At 65.3% G+C, this 19,003-nt stretch carries 19 protein-coding genes; 10 read left to right on the top strand and 9 right to left on the bottom strand.

Features of this window, described 5'->3' with window-relative positions; all coding sequences use genetic code 11:
- Positions 1-29: 29 nt before the first annotated feature.
- Entirely contained in the window at positions 30-224 is a 195-nt protein-coding gene (locus tag IEV87_RS02085) for a hypothetical protein (protein ID WP_188475974.1), read from the top strand.
- A gap of 45 nt (positions 225-269) precedes the next feature.
- Here IEV87_RS02085 and ilvC read toward each other — a convergent pair whose 3' ends face one another.
- Positions 270-1,292 (bottom strand): ketol-acid reductoisomerase, encoded by a 1,023-nt coding sequence (gene ilvC, locus IEV87_RS02090; RefSeq protein WP_188475975.1) that lies wholly within the window; start codon positions 1,290-1,292, stop codon positions 270-272.
- Between the two features lie 152 nt (positions 1,293-1,444).
- On the opposite strand from ilvC, the gene IEV87_RS02095 reads away from it, so the two are divergent.
- Positions 1,445-1,900 (top strand): Lrp/AsnC family transcriptional regulator, encoded by a 456-nt coding sequence (locus IEV87_RS02095; protein ID WP_188475976.1) that lies wholly within the window; start codon positions 1,445-1,447, stop codon positions 1,898-1,900.
- Entirely contained in the window at positions 1,897-2,361 is a 465-nt protein-coding gene (locus IEV87_RS02100; protein ID WP_188475977.1) for an Lrp/AsnC family transcriptional regulator, read from the top strand. The genes IEV87_RS02095 and IEV87_RS02100 overlap by 4 nt, the downstream gene beginning before the upstream one ends.
- 90 nt (positions 2,362-2,451) lie before the next feature.
- On the opposite strand, the gene IEV87_RS02105 is transcribed toward IEV87_RS02100, so the two are convergent.
- The gene (locus IEV87_RS02105) at positions 2,452-3,699 is read right to left on the bottom strand and encodes a UbiH/UbiF family hydroxylase (protein WP_188475978.1); all 1,248 of its coding nucleotides are present in this window, start codon (positions 3,697-3,699) and stop codon (positions 2,452-2,454) included.
- A gap of 72 nt (positions 3,700-3,771) precedes the next feature.
- Entirely contained in the window at positions 3,772-4,440 is a 669-nt protein-coding gene (locus IEV87_RS02110) for a pyrimidine 5'-nucleotidase (protein ID WP_188475979.1), read from the bottom strand.
- 107 nt (positions 4,441-4,547) lie between these two features.
- Between IEV87_RS02110 and IEV87_RS02115 the strand changes: the two genes are divergently transcribed.
- Positions 4,548-5,183 carry a GntR family transcriptional regulator gene (locus tag IEV87_RS02115; protein WP_188475980.1) on the top strand — a complete coding sequence of 212 codons (636 nt, stop codon included), beginning with the start codon at positions 4,548-4,550 and terminating at the stop codon, positions 5,181-5,183.
- Here the strand turns inward: IEV87_RS02115 and IEV87_RS02120 are convergent.
- Together IEV87_RS02120 and carA are read right to left on the bottom strand one after the other, a co-directional pair.
- Positions 5,117-7,048, bottom strand: a complete 1,932-nt coding sequence (locus IEV87_RS02120; RefSeq protein WP_188475981.1) for a glycosyltransferase family 2 protein — start codon at positions 7,046-7,048, stop codon at positions 5,117-5,119. The two genes, IEV87_RS02115 and IEV87_RS02120, sit on opposite strands and share 67 nt — an antisense overlap.
- Before the next feature lie 122 nt (positions 7,049-7,170).
- Positions 7,171-8,340 (bottom strand): glutamine-hydrolyzing carbamoyl-phosphate synthase small subunit, encoded by a 1,170-nt coding sequence (gene carA, locus IEV87_RS02125; protein WP_188475982.1) that lies wholly within the window; start codon positions 8,338-8,340, stop codon positions 7,171-7,173.
- Positions 8,341-8,529: 189 nt separating this feature from the next.
- Between carA and IEV87_RS02130 the strand changes: the two genes are divergently transcribed.
- Complete coding sequence (locus tag IEV87_RS02130) at positions 8,530-8,988, top strand: GatB/YqeY domain-containing protein (protein ID WP_188475983.1); 459 nt, start codon at positions 8,530-8,532, stop codon at positions 8,986-8,988.
- Between the two features lie 107 nt (positions 8,989-9,095).
- On the opposite strand, the gene IEV87_RS02135 is transcribed toward IEV87_RS02130, so the two are convergent.
- Positions 9,096-9,671: a VPLPA-CTERM sorting domain-containing protein gene (locus IEV87_RS02135; protein WP_188475984.1), complete on the bottom strand. Its 576-nt coding sequence runs from the start codon at positions 9,669-9,671 to the stop codon at positions 9,096-9,098.
- A gap of 284 nt (positions 9,672-9,955) precedes the next feature.
- Here IEV87_RS02135 and IEV87_RS02140 point away from each other — a divergent pair, with 284 nt between their 5' ends.
- On the top strand, positions 9,956-10,138 hold the full coding sequence (locus IEV87_RS02140) for a DUF3008 family protein (RefSeq protein ID WP_188475985.1): 183 nt from the start codon (positions 9,956-9,958) through the stop codon (positions 10,136-10,138).
- A 19-nt stretch (positions 10,139-10,157) separates the two neighbouring features.
- On the opposite strand, the gene IEV87_RS02145 is transcribed toward IEV87_RS02140, so the two are convergent.
- Together IEV87_RS02145 and ctaD are read right to left on the bottom strand one after the other, a co-directional pair.
- Complete coding sequence (locus tag IEV87_RS02145) at positions 10,158-10,634, bottom strand: DUF2244 domain-containing protein (protein WP_188475986.1); 477 nt, start codon at positions 10,632-10,634, stop codon at positions 10,158-10,160.
- A 90-nt stretch (positions 10,635-10,724) separates the two neighbouring features.
- Positions 10,725-12,395 carry a cytochrome c oxidase subunit I gene (ctaD, locus tag IEV87_RS02150; RefSeq protein ID WP_188475987.1) on the bottom strand — a complete coding sequence of 557 codons (1,671 nt, stop codon included), beginning with the start codon at positions 12,393-12,395 and terminating at the stop codon, positions 10,725-10,727.
- 734 nt (positions 12,396-13,129) lie between these two features.
- Between ctaD and IEV87_RS02155 the strand changes: the two genes are divergently transcribed.
- The 4 genes from IEV87_RS02155 to IEV87_RS02170 all read left to right on the top strand — a co-directional run bounded on the left by IEV87_RS02155 (position 13,130) and on the right by IEV87_RS02170 (position 18,693).
- Positions 13,130-15,397 (top strand): phage/plasmid primase, P4 family, encoded by a 2,268-nt coding sequence (locus IEV87_RS02155; protein WP_188475988.1) that lies wholly within the window; start codon positions 13,130-13,132, stop codon positions 15,395-15,397.
- Between the two features lie 324 nt (positions 15,398-15,721).
- A complete protein-coding gene (locus IEV87_RS02160; RefSeq protein WP_188475989.1) occupies positions 15,722-16,234 on the top strand; it encodes a hypothetical protein in 513 nt (170 codons plus the stop codon).
- Positions 16,224-17,999: a phage terminase large subunit family protein gene (locus tag IEV87_RS02165; protein WP_188475990.1), complete on the top strand. Its 1,776-nt coding sequence runs from the start codon at positions 16,224-16,226 to the stop codon at positions 17,997-17,999. Before IEV87_RS02160 ends, IEV87_RS02165 begins: the two co-directional genes overlap by 11 nt.
- Before the next feature lie 55 nt (positions 18,000-18,054).
- Positions 18,055-18,693: a hypothetical protein gene (locus IEV87_RS02170; protein WP_188475991.1), complete on the top strand. Its 639-nt coding sequence runs from the start codon at positions 18,055-18,057 to the stop codon at positions 18,691-18,693.
- A 1-nt stretch (position 18,694) separates the two neighbouring features.
- Here IEV87_RS02170 and IEV87_RS02175 read toward each other — a convergent pair whose 3' ends face one another.
- Positions 18,695-18,922, bottom strand: coding sequence for a hypothetical protein (locus IEV87_RS02175; RefSeq protein WP_188475992.1), 228 nt, complete (start codon positions 18,920-18,922; stop codon positions 18,695-18,697).
- Positions 18,923-19,003 lie beyond the last annotated feature (81 nt).

The raw sequence follows: 19,003 nt of genomic DNA on the forward strand, positions 1-19,003 counted from the left end.
AGGAGCCGTCCGTTACGGAGACAAAGCTCATGTGCCTCTCACCCGAACATCTCTTCGCCTTCATCAGCCTGCTGTCGCCCGACCTCGTCAGCGTAGACTTCGACCGCGTGACGGTGCGTGCCGCGATTGGCGAGGCGGTCTGGGTCGCCGAGGGCGACAAGTTCTGCACCGATGCCAAGAAGATCGACGCAGCCGCCCGGCTGACCCCGGCGACCCGTTCGTAAGGTATCAGGCCGCGCCAAACAGCGCAGCCTGACCATGTGCAGGGCTCAGTTCTTCGCCTTGTCGACCATCTTGCCGGCGGAAATCCACGGCATCATGGCGCGGAGTTTTTCACCGACCTGTTCGATCTGGTGCTCGTCGTTCAGGCGGCGGGTGCCTTTAAAGAACGGCTGGCCGACGGCGTTCTCCTGCATGAAGTCGCGTACGAACTTGCCGGTCTGGATGTCGGTCAGAATGGCCTTCATCTCTTTCTTGGTCTGGTCGTAGGGCAGGACGCGCGGACCAGAGACGTACTCGCCATACTCCGCGGTGTTGGAGATGGAGTAGTTCATGTTCGCGATGCCGCCTTCGTAGATCAGGTCGACGATCAGCTTCACCTCGTGCAGGCATTCGAAATAGGCCATTTCCGGCGCGTAACCGGCCTCGACCAGGGTTTCGAAGCCCATGCGGATCAGCTCGACGAGGCCACCGCAGAGCACGGCCTGTTCGCCGAAGAGGTCGGTCTCGCATTCCTCGCGGAAGTTGGTCTCGATGATGCCGGACCGGCCGCCGCCGATGGCCGAGCAGTAGGACAGGCCCAGTTCCAGCGCCTTGCCCGAGGCATCCTGATGCACGGCGACAAGGCAGGGCACGCCGCCGCCCTTGGTGTATTCGCCGCGCACGGTGTGGCCGGGGCCCTTGGGTGCCATCATGATGACGTCGACGCCGGGCTTGGGTTCGATCAGGCCGAAGTGCACGTTCAGGCCGTGGGCAAAGGCAATCGCCGCGCCGTCGCGCAGGTTGTCATGCACGTATTTCTTGTAAGTCTCGGCCTGCAGTTCGTCCGGCATCGTGAACATGATCAGGTCGGCCCAGGCGGCGGCTTCGGCGATACCCATGACCTTCAGGCCCTCGGCCTCGGCTTTCTTCGCCGATGCGGACCCTTCGCGCAGGGCGACGACGAGGTTCTTCGCACCGGAATCGCGCAGGTTCAGCGCATGGGCATGGCCCTGCGAACCGTAGCCGAGGATGGCCACCTTGGTGTCCTTGATGAGGTTGATGTCGCAATCGCGGTCATAGTAAACGCGCATGATCTTTCCTTTCGATTGAACCGCCCCGGGCTCCTCCCCTGGCGGGATGGCCGCAGCATACGGAGTCCCGGCAGACGAACCGTGCAAATCTTGATGATTTTTGGAGTTGTGATAGAAAGTCATTCGAACATTCTGGCCATCTTGGGATATTCATGCTCGACGACGCCGACAGGCGCATTCTTCGACAGTTGCAGGCCGACCCGACTCTCTCGGGCGCGGAACTGGCGGAGCGCGCCGGGATCAACGCGGCGACCTGCTGGCGGCGGCTCGAACGGCTGCGCGAACGCGGGGTGCTGCGCGGCAGCCGGGCGGTGATCGACTGGCGCGCCCTTGGCTATACGGTGGAGGTCTCGCTCCGCGTGACGCTGGACAAGACCGTTCCGCGCGCCTTTGAGGACCTCGCCGATGCCGCCCGCCAGATCCCCGAGGTGCTGGAGATCCAGACCTTCCTGGGCCAGGTCGATGTGCGGCTTGGCCTGATCGCGCGGGACCTCGCGCATTACCAGCAGCTTTACCGGGAACGCATCCTGACCCTGCCGCATATCGCGGATCTGGAGGCGCTGATGCATGTGGCCCGGATCAAGACGGATGAAACGGTGCCGCTGTGACCGACGTCCCCGATCTCGACGACACCGACCGCGCGCTGCTGCGGCTGCTGGCCGAGGATGCGGGGCTGTCCGCCTCGGTGCTCGGCCAGCGGGTCGGGCTGTCGCAGCCCGCGGCCTGGCGGCGGGTGCAGCGGCTGGAACGGGCCGGGGTCCTTGCGGGGCGACGGTTGGACCTCGACCTCGCGAAACTGGGTTTCGGGGTGACGGTGTTCCTCGGCGTGAAGCTTGGCACCAAGGGGCGGGTCAGCCTGGCGGATTTCGAACGCGCGGTGAGCGCCATCCCCGAAGTTCAGACGGTGGAACATGTGCTCGGCCTTTACGACTACCGCCTTCGGGTCGCGGCACGGGACATCGCGGATTTCGAACGGGTCCTGCGGCGGCGTATCATGACCCTTCCGGGCGTGGCCAACGTCGACGCCAACGTGCTGCTGAGCGAGGAACGGCTCCCCGGTCCGATCTGAGGCTTGAGCAGGGGCCCTGCCCCTCGCCCCTCCGGGGCTCACCCCGGGATATTTACTGCAAGATGAAGGGGCAACCTATTTCATCTTGCCTCAAATATCCCGGGTGGTGCGGAGGGCAGAGCCCTCCGCCGCGGGTTCGGGGGCCCGCGCGCCGAGCCCCATCTGCATCAGCATCCGTCGCACCGGCGCGGCACCGTAAAGGGCCGACAGCCCGGCGGCGCGCAGGTCGCGCAGGGGCTGGGCGGAGATCTGGGAGGCGCGGTTCAGCGCGTCGATCCCGGCAGCCCGCAGGCGAACCTCGGGGTGGCGGCGGCGGGTATAGCTGTCGAGCATCGCGCGGTCGCCCAACCCCTCGGGACGGGCGGCGATCAGGTCGCGCAGGGCGCGCAGGTCGCCAAGCGACATGTTCAGCCCCTGGGCACCGATCGGCGGGACGACATGCGCGGCCTCTGCGATCAGGGCGATGCGTTCGCCGGACATGCGGTCGGCCACCTGGCTTACGATCGGCCAGAGGGTGCGGCGCGTGACCAGTGTGAGGGGACCGAAAAGCCCACAGGAGCGGATCATCATCGCGGTCTCGAACTCCGGGACGGGCAGGGCGGCGAGGCGCTGCGCCTCGGGCCCGTGTTCCATCCAGACGACGGCAGAGCAGGGCAGGCCGTCGCGGTCGGGCAGGGGCACCAGGGTGAAGGGCCCGCCGGAGCGGTGGATTTCGGTCGAGACGTTGTCATGCGGCACGGGATGCGTCACAGCAAAGGCCAGCGCCTTCTGTCCGTAGCGGGTGGTGGTCACGCCGATCCCGGCGGCGTCGCGCATCGGGGAGCCGCGGCCGTCGGCGGCGATGACCAGCCGGGCGCGGGTCCGGGTGCCGTCGCTGAGGCCGACCAGCGCCTCGCCCTCGCGGGTCAGCAGGGTCTTCGTGGCGGTGCCGGGGCGGTAGTCGACAGAGGGCAGGTCCGCCAGCCGCGCCACCATCTCGCGTCGTAGCAGCCAGTTCGGAAGGTTCCAGCCGAAGGGGCCGGAAGAGATCTCCGACGAATCGAAATCGCGGGTCAGGCGGGCCTCGGGCTCCGGTCCGCCCGCATCGACAATGCGCATGATCCTGAGCGGTGCGGCATGCGGGGCGAGGCGGTCCCAGAGGCCGGCGTCCTCAAGCAGGGCGCGGGCAGGCTGCAGGAAGGCGGTGGTGCGCAGGTCCGCGCCCTCGGCCGCCGCGTCGGTTACGGGCGGGGCGGGGTCGCAGAGCAGGACCGACAGGCCCATGCCGCCGAACAGGGCCGCCGCGGTCAGACCGGCGACGCCACCGCCGGAGATCAGGATGTCTGTATCGGTGCTCATGTGCCCTCCGACGTCAACAGATAGGACGGGCAGGGGGAGCGGGAAAGCGGCAAATCGTCCCTCCGGCGCGTGTCAGACGAGACGGGACAGGAAAGCGGCGAGGTCATCGGTGTGATGATGGATATGCGGAGCGGGGACGGCGGTATCGGCAACATGCACCGTCTGCATGCCAAGGGCGTGGGGCGCGGCAAGGTTCCTCGGGTCGTCCTCGAACATCGCGGCGCGGGTCGGGTCGAGCCGGTCGCGGGCGAAGATGCGGTCAAAGGCCTCGGCGTCGGGCTTCGGCAGGTAGTCGGCATGCTCCACCCCGTAGACCGCGTCGAACAGGCCGGTGAGACCACGCGCGGCGATCACCTGCTCGGCATAGGGGGCGGAGCCGTTGGTGTAGACGATCCGGCGGCCGGGCAGCGCGGCAATACGTGCGGCGAGGTCAGGGTCGGGGGCAAGGACGGAAAAATCGATCTCGTGCACCTCGGTCAGGTAGGGGCCGGGGTCGACGCCGTGATGGCGCATCAGCCCGGCCAGCGTCGTGCCGTGGTCGCGCCAGTACAGCGCGCGCAGGTGGTCGGCTTCCCCCCGGTCGACGGAGAGCGTGCGCATCACCCAGTCGGTCATCCGGACCTCGATCTGGTCAAAAAGCCGGGCTGCGGGCGGATAAAGCGTGTTGTCGAGATCGAAGACCCATGTTCGGACATGGGAGAAGCTGTCGGCGAGGCTGCGGGAAAGGGGGACTGTCGGCATGGCGGCAGGCTAGATCGCCGGCGTCACCGGAGCAATACGGGGAAGGCTGGACGCGGGGGAAGCTGCGCGGCTAGTCTGGCGCGACCACCACGGACAGGACGACAGACGTGCAGACAGATGCCTATTCGCTGATCCTCGAGGCGATCGACACCGGGGTCTACCGCCCTGGCGATCGGCTTGTGGAGAGCGAGCTGGCGGAGCGTTTCGGCGTGTCGCGCACCCCGATCCGCGAGGCGCTGCAACGGCTAGAGACGCAGTCGCTGCTGACGCGGGACGGGCGGTCGCTGATCGTGGCCTCACTGGATCATAACCAGCTGGCGGAGCTCTATGTGGTGCGCTCGGAACTGGAGTCGCTCGCCGCCCGGCTCGCCGCGCGTCACGCCACGGCGGAAGAGGTGCGCGTGCTGCGCGACATGGTGGAGGCGGACCGCGCGCTGCTTGGCGATCCCGGCGCGCTGAGCCGGGCGAACCGGCGATTCCACAAGCAGATTCATCTGGCCTCGCACAACCGGTTCCTGGTGCAGCAGCTTGACCTCGTGCACCGGTCGATGGCTCTGCTGGCGCTGACCTCGCTCGCCGCGCAGGGGCGGGATGCGGCGGCGCTGGCGGAACATGACGCCATCGTGCAGGCGATCGAGGCGCGGGACGAGGCGCGGGCGGGCGAGATGCTGCGCGATCACATCTCCAAGGCCTTCGTCACACGACTGAAGCTCGACTCCGGGGCCATCGGCACGGTCGGCTGAGGTTCGCGCGCGGAGGGAGAGACGCCGTGCGCGGTCTTGTCCCAGTAGAAGGGCGCGACGACCAGTTCGAACACAGCCTTCCACATCGCGAACGCGCCGAGCGGCCAGTAGAAATGCAGCGTTGGCACCCAGACCCACAGATGGCGGTGGCTGGCGCGGCGGGTGGCGATGAAGCCAAGCGCAATCGTCAGCCCCTCCAGCCCCAGAAACATCAGGCCGATGCGGGTGAGGCCGGTGCGGGTGTCGAGCGTGGTGAAGGGCAGATCGACGCCCAAGCAGGACAGCCAGAACAGCCAGAGCAGGGGGGCCAGCGCAAACTGGGACAGCGCGGTCACGAAATGCGCCTGGAACCCGAGGAACTGCCAGATGCCGAGGTCGCGCAGCAGGCGCAGGGGGTGGCGCATATGGACGAGGTAGGTGACGAGATAGCCCTTCAGCCAGCGTGATCGCTGACGGCACCAAGTCAGGGCGCGGCTGTTCGCTTCCTCCCGCGTGGTGGTTCCGATCACCCGTGTCCGGTAGCCTGCGCGGGCGAGCCGGAAACCGAGGTCGGCGTCCTCCGTCACGTTGTGGGCGTCCCACGCACCAAGCTGTTCCAGAACCGCGCGCCGGATGAACAGGGTGGTTCCTCCAAGCGGCAGGGCAAAGCCGAGTTTGCCCATGCCGGGCAGCAGCAGGCGGAACCATGTGTTGTATTCGATGGTGAAGCAGCGGCTGATCCAGCTGTCGCGCGGGTTGTAGTAGTCGAGCGCACCCTGAAGGCAGGCCACATCGGGCGGGGCGGCGGCAAAGGCGGCGGCGACGCGGCGCAACTGGTCGGGATCGGGCGCGTCCTCCGCGTCATAGATGCCTACGATGTCCCCGGTCGCATGGTCGAGCGCGTAGTTCATCGCGCGCGGCTTGGTGCGCGGCGCGCCGTCCGGGACAGTGACGACACGCATCCAGGGCGGCAGCGCCGTGCGGTTCAGCAGGTCGCGGGTCAGGCTATCCGTCTGCTCCAGCACCAGCAGGGTCTCTAGGCGATCGCGGGGATAGTCGAGCCTTTCCAGACGCTTGAGCAGCGTTTCGGCGATGCGGTCTTCCCGGAACAGCGGGACGAGCAGGGTGATCGGGGGCAGAGTGTTCTCCGCGGTTCCCTCTGCCTCTCGGTCGGGGCGGGCCAGGTGCGCGATGGCTGCGGCGCATTTCATGAGGCTGGCGAGCGCAAGCGTGGCAAAGGCGATCATCAGCAGCGCGTTGAGCGCGGGATAGGGCCAGATCGCAATGGGTCCCGCCAGAGCTGCGGCGCCGAGGGACAGACGAACGGCCCGCATTCGCCCCCCCTGCCAGGCCCGGGCGGAAAAGGCGGTGTCCACACGGCTCGCGGCACGGCGGGCGAGGTCGGGGGCATGGGTGGTCTCGACCGCACGCAGGATCTCGTCGCGATCCGCGATCACCGCGCGCATCGGCCCGGCAGCGGCGGGGAGGGCGCCATGAACATCGTCAAGGTCTTCGGGCCGGGCGGTGGCAAGGATGAGGCCGCCATCGCGACGCTGCCAGGGCACGCATTGGTGACGGAGGCAGAGCGCGGGGTCGAGCAGGTCCGACAAGTCCGGGTCGGGCGGGATCAGAGACAGGTCGACCCGGGGCAGTCCGGTCACGCGGGACAGGCCTTCGGACAGGGCGGTCCTGCTCAGCCGGCCCATGCTCCAGTCGCGGCGAAGGGCGGGGATCGTGACCGGTGCGCGCGGCGATGGTGATGGAGCGCTGACATGGCCGAACGGTGCGGCAGTCTCCGCGAACGTGCCGGTACGCGCGCCGTGGTCCGTCTGGACAGTCTGCCGGATATTCAGCCCGTCCATCCCGGACGGGTCGCGGAGCGACATGTGCTTCCCCTCGCCAAGCCTGAAGCGAGGGTGCGTGCCTGCTGGTTAATATCGGCCTAAGATTCAGTTAACAGCCGGTTGCTCCGGCCCGGAACGTGGACCGGACCGGCGCAGGCTGCGATTCAGGCGCGGGCCTTGGCGCGTTCTTCCATCGACGCGGCGAAGCGTTCGAACAGGTAGAAGCTGTCCTGCGGTCCGGGGCTGGCCTCGGGATGATACTGGACCGAGAAGACGGGGCGGTCGGTCATCCGGATTCCGCAGTTCGATCCGTCGAACAGCGAGACATGGGTTTCCTTCACGCCTTCGGGCAGGGTCTGGCTGTCGACCGCGAAACCGTGGTTCATCGAGGTGATCTCGACCTTGCCGGTCTCCATATCCTTCACGGGGTGGTTCGCGCCGTGATGGCCGTGGTTCATCTTGACCGTCTTGGCGCCAAGCGCCAGCGCCAGCATCTGGTGGCCCAGGCAGATGCCAAAGATCGGCAGGTCTGTCCGGTCCATGACGCCGCGGATCATCGGCACGGCATAGTCGCCGGTGGCGGCCGGGTCTCCGGGTCCGTTGGACAAAAAGACGCCGTCGGGACTGTGGGCCAGCACGTCCTCGGCCGTCGCGGTGGCGGGCAGGACGGTGACGTCGCAACCGGCGGAGGCGAGGCAGCGCAGGATGTTGCGTTTCGCGCCGTAGTCGATGGCGACGACCTTGTACCTGGCCTCTTTCTGGGTGCCAAAGCCGTCCGGCCAGGCCCATCTGGTTTCGTTCCAGCGGTAGCTCTGGGCGCAGGTCACCGTCTTGGCCAGGTCCAGACCGACCAGGCCCGAGAAACCGCGCGCCTTGGCGACCAGCGCCTCGATGTCCAGGTTGCCCTCCGGGTCGTGGGCCAAAGCGGCATGGGGCGCGCCCTGCGCCCGGATGGCGCGGGTCAGGCGGCGGGTGTCGATGCCGCCGATCGCGATGCGTCCGTGGGACGCGAGCCAGTCCGACAGCTGGCCGGTGGCGCGCCAGTTCGACGGATCGGTCGGGTTCCAGCGGACGACCATGCCGTCCGCGACCGGATCGGCCGTTTCCTCGTCCTCGGGCGTGACGCCGACGTTGCCGATATGGGGGAAGGTGAAGGTCACGATCTGTCCGGCGTAGGAGGGGTCGGTCATGATCTCCTGGTAACCGGTCATTGCGGTGTTGAAGCAGAGCTCGGCCACCGTGGTTCCGGTCGCCCCGAAACCTCGTCCCATGAAGACGGTCCCGTTGGCGAGGGCCAGGCAGGCGGTCGGTTTCTTGAGGTAGGTGTGGGGCATTTTGCGGCTCCGTCGGGATGGCAAATTGTGGCTTACCTAAAGAGCGCGGGAAGGGGGGTCAAGGGCGATACCAAACGGATTTCGGACGCGCGCCTATCCTTGCGGACAGGGGTGCCGTGGCGTCGTGCCGGTTGTGTGAAGGGGCCGGGCGCTATAGGCTCCGGCGCTTGAAGCATCTGGGATGGACGCATGCAACTTCGCGACAAGGTAACAGCCGCAATCAAGGTGGCGATGAAGGAGCGCGACTCCGAACGGCTCAGCACGCTGCGGCTCATCAACGCCGCCATCAAGGACCGTGACATCGCCGCCCGTGGCGAGGGCCGCGAGGACGGCGTGGGCGAGGATGAGGTGCTGGCGATCCTCGGCAAGATGGTCAAGCAGCGCCAGGAGTCGGTGCGCGCCTATGAAGAGGGCGGACGGATCGACCTCGCCGAGCAGGAACGAACGGAGATCGGCTATATCGAGGAATTCCTGCCCCGCCAGCTGGACGAAGCGGAGGTCGACGCCGCGGTGACCGAGGCCATCGCCGCCACCGGCGCCAGTTCGATCCGCGACATGGGCAAGGTGATGGGCGCGCTCAAGTCGAAGTACACCGGCCAGATGGATTTCGGGGCCGTAGGCCCGATGGTGAAATCCAAGCTGGGCTGAACTCCGTATCCTCAGGGCAGAACGAAAAAGAGCCGCGCGGGCGGCTCTTTTTTATTGGTGTCGGCTGGTCCGTGTCATTCGGACCGGGCCGACCGCATTCTTGCGGATCAGTCCTTCTTGCGGCGGCGCAGGGCGGCGAGGCCACCAAGCGCACCTGCCAGCAGCAGGCCGGCGGCCGGAACCGGAACGGCGGGCGGTGCCTGACGCACGGTCACGTTGAAGCCCGGATTGGCGCCCGACTGCGCGACGGCAAACCCTTCGATGTCGATCCCGACCATGGTGTCGAACCCGGTCAGGTCGAATGTCAGGATGACGTCGTTTCCGACCGGGTTGATCGGGAAGCCGGAGCCATTGGTCACGGCCTGTGGCAGGGTCGAACCGCCACCGAAGAAGCTGACTTCAAGGTCATTGATATAGCCCAGGCCGGTCGGCTGGAAGGTCAGGATCGAAATCACCACTTCGATGATGTCGGTCGCGCCACGATCGAACAGGGCGAAGAAATTGAAGCCGTTGCTGCCGTCGTTCACGATGTTGTAGGCACCATAGGACAGGCCGGCGGAGGTCAGCGTCTGTCCATCGGCCCCTGCGGCGAAGCAGGTACCCACATCACAGGTGGCCGCACTGGCGGCAAAGGGGGCAAAGGCGAGGCCGGCGACAAGCGCGGCAGTCCTGAGAATGTTCACTGGTATACCCTTCTTCAAATAGGCGCGGAAAATTCGTACTCTGCCTTATTATTGTTCAGACAGCCTCGACAGTCCACGCAAATCGTCGTCCATCCCCCGGAAAATCACTGTTTCGCCATGGTAGCGCCAACATCGCGCCGCAATGGCGTTGGTCGTTTTCGCGCGCCGACCGCGCCTGCGGCGCGCGACATCCGGCCTGGTGTCGCCGGGTCCGCGAAGCTGCCGGGAACGCTCTCGGGCCGCGGTCGTTACTCCTGCAGGACACGACAGACGGAGCAGGCGTCATGAAAGCGCAATCCAAAGCACAACAGAAGGCCGCCGGGGCGGCCCTGGCCGCGAAAAGGGGGGAGGCGAAGGTCTCTGACCTCGTCGGGGCTTCGCGCGAGATGTACGACGAGATGACGGAGGCGGAGTTGGAGGAGATGGCCTCTACCGCGCGCTCGGACCTGCCGGATCGCGCATCCTGATCTCCGGACCCGATCGGCCTCAGGGACGTGCGTCGTCGAGACGGCGGCGGAGGTCACGGTACAGGGCGGGGCGTTCGTCCTCGGACAGGAAGGCGCCGATCTCGACCTCGCGCCCGTTGCCGTTGAGCGTGATGTAATGCGGAACCGGGCCTCCGCTTTCATGGTCGGTGACGCGGACCCAGTGGGTGTTGCAGCTCCAGCTGCGGGTGCGACCGTCCGGATCGGTGCGGGTCAGGGTCAGATCGTTGCCCGCGATCTCCAGCACCTCCAGTATCTCTCCGTCCCGGTAGCTGCGCCTCAGCGCCCACCACAGCGCGGCGAGCGCCGCCATGGCAAACGGCAGCAATCCCCAGAGCACCGCGGTGCCGACCATCGCCGCCAACGGAACCGACACGAAGGCGAAGAAGCCGAGGATCACCGCCGCGAACCCGCGATAGGGGAGGGAGCGGTGCGGGCGCAGCTCCATCCGGTCGGCGGTGATCCAGCGATAGGTCATGGTCTTGATGTCCCGTGGCAAGCGAAGGGGCCGGAGGTTTCCCCCCGGCCCCTGTTCGTTCCGACTGTCAGGCCGGGAGGCAGGCCCGCGTCAGTGCGCGTGGCCCTTGTCCCAGTCTTCCTGCTTCGGAAGCTGCTCGAACGTATGCTCGGGCGGCGGGGAGGGCAGGGTCCACTCCAGCGTGTCGGCATATTCGTTCCAGTAGTTGTTCTGGGTCACCTTCGCGCCGCGGAAGAGCGAATAGAACATGATCCCGAAGAACAGCAGGAAAGATGCGAAGGACAGGAAGGCGCCCATGGATGACCACCAGTTCCAGGTCGCGAAGGCTTCCGGGTAGTCGATGTAGCGGCGGGGCATGCCCTGACGGCCCAGAAAGTGCTGGGGGAAGAAGGTCAGGTTGGCGCCGATGAACATCATCCAGAAGTGGATTTTGCCAAGGGTCTCGGGGTACTGACGGCCCGTGACCTTGCCGAAGTAGAAGTAGATCCCGGCAAAGATCGCGAAAACGGCCCCAAGCGACATCACGTAATGGAAGTGCGCCACAACGTAGTAGGTGTCATGGTACGCCCGGTCGACCGCGGCCTGCGACAGGACCACGCCGGTCACGCCACCCACGGTGAAGAGGAACAGGAAGCCGAAGGCCCAGAGCATCGGCGTCTTGAACTCGATCGAACCGCCCCACATCGTCGCGATCCAGCTGAACACCTTCACGCCGGTCGGCACCGCGATCACCATGGTGGCCAGCATGAAGTAGGACTGCTGCGTCAGCGACATGCCCACGGTGTACATGTGGTGCGCCCAGACGACAAAGCCCAGCATCCCGATGGCGATGATGGCCAAAACCATCGGCAGGTAGCCGAAGATCGGCTTGCGCGCGAAGGTGGCGATCACGTGGGAGATGATGCCGAAACCGGGCAGGATGATGATGTACACTTCCGGGTGGCCGAAGAACCACAGGATGTGCTGATACAGGATCGGGTCGCCGCCCCCCGCCGGGTCGAAGAAGGTCGTCCCGAAGTTGCGGTCGGTCAGCAGCATGGTGATCGCGCCGGCCAGCACAGGCAGGGACAGCAGGATCAGCCAGGCGGTGACGAAGATCGACCAGGAGAACAGCGGCACCTTGAACAGCGTCATGCCGGGCGCGCGCATGTTCAGGAAGGTGGTGATCATGTTGATCGCACCGAGGATCGAGGAGGCACCGGAGACGTGCACCGCGAAGATGGCGAGGTCCATGGACGATCCGCCCTCGGTCGTGGACAGCGGCGGGTAAAGCACCCAGCCCACGCCCGAACCGGCCTGCCCGTTCCCGCCGGGAGCGAGCAGGGAGGCGATGCCGAGCGCGACACCGGCGCAGTACATCCAGAAGGACAGGTTGTTCATCCGCGGGAACGCCATGTCCGGCGCGCCGATCTGCAGCGGCATGAAGTAGTTGCCGAACCCGCCGAAGAGCGCGGGGATCACCACGAAGAACATCATCAGGACGCCGTGATAGGTGATCATGACGTTCCAGAGATGGCCGTTCGGGGTACATTCGGCGCCCGAGGCGATGAAACGCGCGCCTTCAAGGCACATGTACTGCACGCCGGGATGCATCAGCTCCATGCGCATGTAGACGGTGAACAGGACCGAGATAAGCCCTGCAAACGCCGACACGATGATGTAGAGGATCCCGATGTCCTTGTGGTTGGTCGACATGAACCACCGGGTGAAGAACCCGCGGTTGTCCTCATGTCCGTGGCCGTGAACGGCTGCGTCAGCCATGTCTCGCCTCCTGATGGTGATCGTTGACGCACCACGAACCGGGCGCGCGAATTATCCGGGTTCTAGAATGATAGCCTGTGGCGGGCAATGGCTGCAATTGCCGCACGGGGAAGAATCTTGTCGCAGGGAAGGGAGGGGGTGAGGGACGGGCAGGTGCCGGACCCTCGGGCATCGCGCTGCTCCGGATCGCGGGGGCGCTGTGGTGGGCCATATCGGACAACGGTTCAGCCGGGGCTGCTCTCCCGGATTTTTCAGAACCGACGCCGCTCATGTCCGCAGTTCCGAGACTGCTCACTTGCCTACGGGATATGAAGTGGTGCCCGGGGGCGGTAAAGCTCGAACCGGGACAGCTCTCGCGGTTCTTGCAGAACCGATGCCGCTCAAGTCTGCTTGTCCTGGGTTGGCCACTTTCCATTGGAAAGTGTTGTGGTGCCCGGGGGCGGCGTGCAATAATTCAGCCGCAACAAATGCTTAACGGAAAGTGGGACACCTGACCCTCCCATAGTATCACAGGGTTTTTCAGGATTTTTGTCCCACCTTTTGCGCCCTCGCGCTCCATCGAAATCACGTCACCATGAAAGTGAAACCCCCGCCGGTGGCGAAACCGACGGGGGCTGAAATTCCGGCTAGCGGGTTGTGCAAAACCCCTGCCGCGGCACCGAGGATGAACAGAAACGATGCACGCAAATTATAGCCCCAAAGCTACCAAAGACCAAGGCCCGCTTGACCGGCCCATGGTCTTTACCCGTTTCCCGAACCAATGGGCTTTCGAGAAAAAAGAGGTTCGCGGTTCACTCCGCAAGCTGGCCGACGACATTCAGGCCAAGACCGCCAAGAGCAAGGACAAGCTTCCGTGGATCAAGGCCGCGACCTTTGGCGAAGCCAAGAGTGAAAAGGGCTGCTACCGCACCAACGACAACGTCGAAGAAGTGCATGGCGTGGAAGGCGACCACGACGCCGGGACCATGCAGCCCGAGGAAGCGCGCGACCTGCTGGAAGCGGCCCGCCTTGCGGCGATGATCTACACCACGCCGTCGCACACGCGGCAGAAGCCCCGCTGGCGTGTCATATGCCCCTTTAGCAAGGCAATGCCGCCGAAGGATCGCTATCGCCTGCTGGCGCGCGTCAACGGCGTCCTGAAGGGGGCTCTGGCGGGGGAGTCCTTCGTGTTGTCGCAGTCCTATTATGCGGGTGGCGTAGCCGGTAGGCCGCCGGTCCAGACTTTCCTCGCGGATGGCCGCTATCTTGACGAAGCCGCCGATCTGGACGCCGGGGCGATGGGCAAGCCCGGGACTATCGGTGGCAAGGGCGGGACGGGCGAGCGTCTGGACGAAGCCGCCGCGCTTGAAGCGATCCGAACTGCTGAGAACTTCCACGTCTCGGCAATCCGGCTCGCCGGACATTGGGCGGCTCAGGGCGAGCCCCTGTTGCGCGTTGGTGAGAAGCTGCGCACCGTCTTCAATGAGGTGCCCGAGGCCGAAAGGGACGCGCGTTGGTATGAGCGCGTGAAGACGATCCCGGAAATTCTCACGCATGTCTACGGGCGCGAGGTCTCGAAGGCCGCGCACGGGGTGGACGACGACCTGATGACCGACTTCGATGAAATCTGGATTGACCAGCACCCCGGGGGCGAAGAGCCCGAATTTGTCGACGAACTGGCAGGCTTCGACCTTGACCAAGATGGAGTGATCCGCGCCTTCACCGATAGGCACGTTGGGGAATTGCTCTTCGATCATAACGCCGGGCGCTGGTTCCGATTCATGGGGCACCGCTGGCAGCGCGAGGAAACCCAACTCGCCAAACACTACGCGCGCGCCGTCTCCACCGATCTGGCGTCCCGCGACCCGAAGGCCAAGGCACTCAAGAACGTGAACGTCTGGGAAGCCATTGAGCGCGGCGCACGCACCGTGCGCGAGTTCGCTTTCTCGGCCTCGGGCTGGGATAGTGACGCTATGTTGCTCGGCACCCCGGGCGGCGTAGTGGACCTGCGGACGGGGCAGCTTCGCCCCGGGCAGCCTGAAGACTATGTGTCGAAAGCGGCGGCGATCACTCCGGTTCCGCTCGAAGCCTTCGATCCCGAGCGCGACTGTCCGCGTTGGCTGGCATTCCTTGGCCAAGCCCTTGGCAGCGACGCTTCGGCGATCCGTTTCTTCCAGCAATGGGCGGGATATAACCTCACGGGCGAGACCCGTGAACAAGTGCTGTTGTTCATCTATGGGCCGGGCGGCTCCGGCAAGACTACGGCAGTTTCGGTTCTCTATGATCTGTTGGGCGAATATGCCGCCAACGTCGCCACGTCCACGCTGACGGCACAGCGGCACGAAGCGCACCCCGAAGAGCTGGCACGGTTGCATGGCCCACGCATGGCTGTTGCCAGCGAGACGGAAGCGGGCTCGAAATGGGCTGAGAACCGTATCAAGGCGCTAACGGGTGGTGACCCGATCACGGCGCGCTTCATGCGTCAGGATAGCTTCGAGTTCCGCCCCGCGTTCAAGTTAACCATCGTGGGCAACAACGCCCCCGGCCTGAGCGACGTGGACTCCGCGATCCGACGCCGCTTCATGATCCTGCCCTTCGATCACCCGCCCGCCGCAAAGGACGAACATCTGCCCGAGAAGCTGAAGGCCGAGTGGCCGGGCATTTTGTCGTGGGCGATCCGTGGGGCACTGGACTGGCAGGAAAACGGTCTGGTGCGCCCGGCTGTCGTGGAGGCCGCCACGCGGGATTACTTCGCCCGCGAAGACACGTTCTCTCGATGGTTGGAAGATGAATGTGAGCTTATCCCGGGTACGGCCACCCTCACGGCGGAACTGTTCGAGTCGTGGCGAGACTATGCTTACCGCAACCGGGAAGACCCGGGCTCCTTGAAGCGCACCTTCCCGGAGCGACTGCAACGTGCCGGATTTGAACCCGTCAAAAACAGGGGCGGTATTCGTGGGCGGGGATTCATGGGGCTGAAATGCCGCCAGCGTGAGTGGAGCGACTTCGATGGATTGGTTTAAGCCATTGAAATCTCTCAAGTGGGACATGTGGGACATGTCTTCCGGTTTATCGCCTACGCGCGGGCGCGCACACACGTATAGAGGGGAACCGGCACACATGTCCCACATGTCCCAACCTTACGGAGCTACGCCCGTAACACCAGCCGTTCCCGAGCTTCCCGCCTTTACCGCGCTTCCCGGGATTCCCCCTTGGGTCCTTCCCGGCAGCTCGGCACGCGGGGGACGCGGAGCCCCGGTCTATCGGGCGATTCAGGAAAATTGGAAACGGGAACCCGGGTTTTACCGCCCTTCCCGGGATTCCCGCCGTTACCGTGAGGAAAGAGCATGAATATCCCCGCTGAAGAACTGGCATGGATCGAAGACATGGCCGGGCTGCCTGGGAAGCCCGCGGCTGGTAACCCCGTCTCGGCCGCGATCTTGGGGGAGTGGCTTGGCATCACCCCCAACCGCATCCACGCGCTGGCCCGCGACGGCGTGCTCCCCCGGAACCCAGACGGCAAGACCTTCCCGCTGAAGGCATCCGTGGCGGCCTACGCCGATCACACCCGGGCGGGCAGCCTCGGCCGTCGCGCCGACGGCGAACTGGCGGCCGAGAAGATCAGGTTGGCCCGTGCGACCGCAGAGAAAACGGAATTGGTAAACGCCAAGACCCGTGGCGAGCTCCTAGACGCGAAGCGGGTGGCGTCTGAATGGGCCAGCACGTTGACCGATCTGCGGGCGGCAATCCTCGCGATCCCGCAGCGCGTCGCAGGCCGCTGCGCTCTGGACCGTGGCACGACGCAGGCGCTGGACGAAGAAATCCGCGCGGCCTTGGAGGCGCTGGCCGATGAAGCATGACCCCTATAGCCGTCTTCGCCGCGAGGCGATGCAGGTGCTCCGGCCGCCTGCCAAGATCGCCCTTTCGGATTGGGTCGAAAAGCACGTCTTCCTGCCGAGCGCCATTGCCGCGCAACCCGGCCGGATGCGGCTCTGGCCGCACCAGCGGGCTATCGCGGACTCCATCGGCGACCCGGGCGTGGAGCGCGTTTCCGTCCTGAAGAGCGTTCGCGTGGGCTACACGCAGCTTCTGACGGCCGCCATTGGGCACTATGCCGTCAACGACCCGAGCCCGGTCCTTGTCGTGGTTCCGGCCGAGCAAGACGCCCGCGACCTGATGACCGGCAACGTGGAACCGACCTTCGCGGAGTCGCCGCTCCTGCGGGCGGCCCTGAAGGCTGACGACGGCGGCCGGGACACGCTCTTCCAGCGCCGCTTCCCGGGCGGCTCACTTAAACTGGTCTCGGCCCGCTCGCCGCGCAACCTGCGGGGCCACACGGCCCGGGTTCTGCTGCTGGACGAAGTGGACGGCTTCGAGATCGACGCCCGCGGCGAGGGCGACCCCGTGAGCCTTGCAGAGCGCCGCACGCTGTCCTACGGCGACCGGAAGATTGTCATGGGGTCCACGCCCGTGGACGAGGCCACCAGCCGCATTCTGCGGGCCTACAGCGCCTCGGACGGCCGGGTCTATGAGTGCCGATGCCCGGAATGCGGCGGCATGACGGAAATCCTCTGGCGGCATATCGAGTGGCAGCCGGATACGCCCGGGACGGCCGCCTTCCGCTGCCCCCATTGCGAAGCCTTGATCGAAGAGCGCCACAAGCCCGGCATGATCCGGGACGGAGGCTGGCGGATCACCCGGCCGCACGTCCACGGCCACCACGGCTACCGCATGAACGCGCTTATCTCGCTCCTGCCCAATGCGAGCTGGGGCCGCCTTGCGGCGGAGTTCTTGGAGGCCAAGCGCAACCCCGAGACGCTGAAGGCGTTCACGACCACGCTCTTGGCCGAGCCTTGGCGCGACGATGCCGAAGAGCTGGACGACGCATCGCTCTACGGCCGCCGCGAACCCATCGGCCTCGACCGGGTGCCGCCCGAGGTTCTGGTGCTCAGCGCAGGCGTGGACGTGCAGGACGACCGCTTGGAGGTTTCGACGGTCGGCTGGACCAAGGACGGCGACGCGCTGGTGCTGGCGCACGAAATCGTCTGGGGCAGCCCCTTGGAGGGCGAGTCCTGGGCGGAGCTGGATGACCTCCTGCGGCGGGACTTCCGGCACCCGCGCGGCGGCGTGCTGCGGGTTGATGCCACCATCGTGGACTCCGGCGACGGCGGGCACGCCGATGCCGTCTATGCCTTCTGCCGTCCGCGCTCTGGCCGCCGGGTCTTGGCGGGCAAGGGCGTCCCCGGGTTCCAGCGGCCCGCGATCCAGCTCAGCAATGCCCGCAACGTGCGGCTGATCTTGGTCGGGGTGGACGCGATCAAATCGCAGCTCGTGACCCGCCTCAGCTCGGGCCGTTCCATCCGCTTCGGTGACACGCTGGATGCTACCTATTTTGAGCAATTAACCGGCGAGCGCCGCGTCGTGAAGTATTCCCGGGGGCACCCCGTGCGGCGATTCGAGCGCATCCCCGGCCGCCGCGTGGAGACGCTGGACTGCCTGACCTACGCCTTTGCGGCGCGGCAGCTTGTGGGGCTGGACCTCGGACGGCGGGAAGATGAGCTTGCAAGCGTGACGGGGACAGTCAAACCCGCTACCGTCATTCGCAGTAAATGGCTTGAGGGATAATGGATGACGAAAGTTACGATAGACACGTTGGCTTGTTTTGAGGCGGTGAGAAACCATGCTCTCAATTGACATTGATGGCATTTGGGAGCCGAGCGACTTTTCCCAAGTTCTAAACGCCACAGAAAGCATGTATTATAAGCTTGATTGGTATGGTTCGGGGCGGCGCGGCTCGCGACGATCTTTGTATTACCTTGACCCCTACTTCATAACTCGTGGGCTTATCTCAGAGGGGGAACACTATGCAGAAGCCCTCGACAGATTGAATCTACGGATTGTCGAAGAGGCAAGGCTTAAAGCGTATGGTGCCCACAGGCTGTATGTTGAGCGGATTCAATACAACTCACCGGGCGGTATAGACCTTCTGGGCATAGGAAAAGCGTGCGAGTCCATCGCAAACGGTATTGGCCGCATGGTCCGGTATTACGATGAACGCAAAGTTCGGCGAGAACGAGACGCGCAGGAGCAGCTGGAAACTGAACGTAGAGGGCTTGAAATTGAGCGCGACCGTGAAACCCTGCGCTCTTTGAAGATCAAGAACGCGAGAGACATGCTTGAACTCGAACGGGACTTTCCCGAAGAAGCAAGAGAAGCATTGATACCGCTTTTGGTTCGCGATCAAGATGTATTGGCGGAAAAGATTGCCGATGGGCGAATTACGAATGCTAGGACGATAAAGTCCGATTTTGGGGGCTGAGTCAGCTCATCCCGAAAGACTGCGACCAGTCGGTCACGTCGGCATCGCTCGACTTCCCGTCGGATACCCATGCGATAACGTCGTCCGGCTCCGGCACACGGTAGTGCCGACACATCAGCACGACCGCCGCCCGCCACGCACCGATGGAAACGCCGCTCGCCGAGTCCGCGATCATGACCGTTCGCGCCATCTCGCGCACCGCGTTCACGAGTTCAAGGTCGTGTTTCATCTCTGATCCTCTTGAAAATGGTGCGGCCCGGAGCGGGTAGGAGACCACCCCGGGCCGCTGGTGCGAGGGGCGAACCTTGGC

The organism is Primorskyibacter flagellatus (genome assembly GCF_014638275.1).
Classification (GTDB): Bacteria; Pseudomonadota; Alphaproteobacteria; order Rhodobacterales; family Rhodobacteraceae; genus Pseudooceanicola; species Pseudooceanicola flagellatus_A.

What these genes read in the sequence shown, in the direction of transcription:
- IEV87_RS02120 (WP_188475981.1), bottom strand. Translation starts at nt 7,048, where the DNA reads ATGTCGCTCCGCGACCCGTCCGGGATGGACGGGCTGAATATCCGGCAG.
- IEV87_RS02175 (WP_188475992.1), bottom strand. Translation starts at nt 18,922, where the DNA reads ATGAAACACGACCTTGAACTCGTGAACGCGGTGCGCGAGATGGCGCGA.
- IEV87_RS02170 (WP_188475991.1), top strand. Translation starts at nt 18,055, where the DNA reads ATGCTCTCAATTGACATTGATGGCATTTGGGAGCCGAGCGACTTTTCC.
- IEV87_RS02095 (WP_188475976.1), top strand. Translation starts at nt 1,445, where the DNA reads ATGCTCGACGACGCCGACAGGCGCATTCTTCGACAGTTGCAGGCCGAC.
- ilvC (WP_188475975.1), bottom strand. Translation starts at nt 1,292, where the DNA reads ATGCGCGTTTACTATGACCGCGATTGCGACATCAACCTCATCAAGGAC.
- IEV87_RS02155 (WP_188475988.1), top strand. Translation starts at nt 13,130, where the DNA reads ATGGTCTTTACCCGTTTCCCGAACCAATGGGCTTTCGAGAAAAAAGAG.
- IEV87_RS02140 (WP_188475985.1), top strand. Translation starts at nt 9,956, where the DNA reads ATGAAAGCGCAATCCAAAGCACAACAGAAGGCCGCCGGGGCGGCCCTG.
- IEV87_RS02105 (WP_188475978.1), bottom strand. Translation starts at nt 3,699, where the DNA reads ATGAGCACCGATACAGACATCCTGATCTCCGGCGGTGGCGTCGCCGGT.
- ctaD (WP_188475987.1), bottom strand. Translation starts at nt 12,395, where the DNA reads ATGGCTGACGCAGCCGTTCACGGCCACGGACATGAGGACAACCGCGGG.
- IEV87_RS02130 (WP_188475983.1), top strand. Translation starts at nt 8,530, where the DNA reads ATGCAACTTCGCGACAAGGTAACAGCCGCAATCAAGGTGGCGATGAAG.
- IEV87_RS02145 (WP_188475986.1), bottom strand. Translation starts at nt 10,634, where the DNA reads ATGACCTATCGCTGGATCACCGCCGACCGGATGGAGCTGCGCCCGCAC.
- IEV87_RS02085 (WP_188475974.1), top strand. Translation starts at nt 30, where the DNA reads ATGTGCCTCTCACCCGAACATCTCTTCGCCTTCATCAGCCTGCTGTCG.
- IEV87_RS02165 (WP_188475990.1), top strand. Translation starts at nt 16,224, where the DNA reads ATGAAGCATGACCCCTATAGCCGTCTTCGCCGCGAGGCGATGCAGGTG.
- IEV87_RS02160 (WP_188475989.1), top strand. Translation starts at nt 15,722, where the DNA reads ATGAATATCCCCGCTGAAGAACTGGCATGGATCGAAGACATGGCCGGG.
- carA (WP_188475982.1), bottom strand. Translation starts at nt 8,340, where the DNA reads ATGCCCCACACCTACCTCAAGAAACCGACCGCCTGCCTGGCCCTCGCC.
- IEV87_RS02110 (WP_188475979.1), bottom strand. Translation starts at nt 4,440, where the DNA reads ATGCCGACAGTCCCCCTTTCCCGCAGCCTCGCCGACAGCTTCTCCCAT.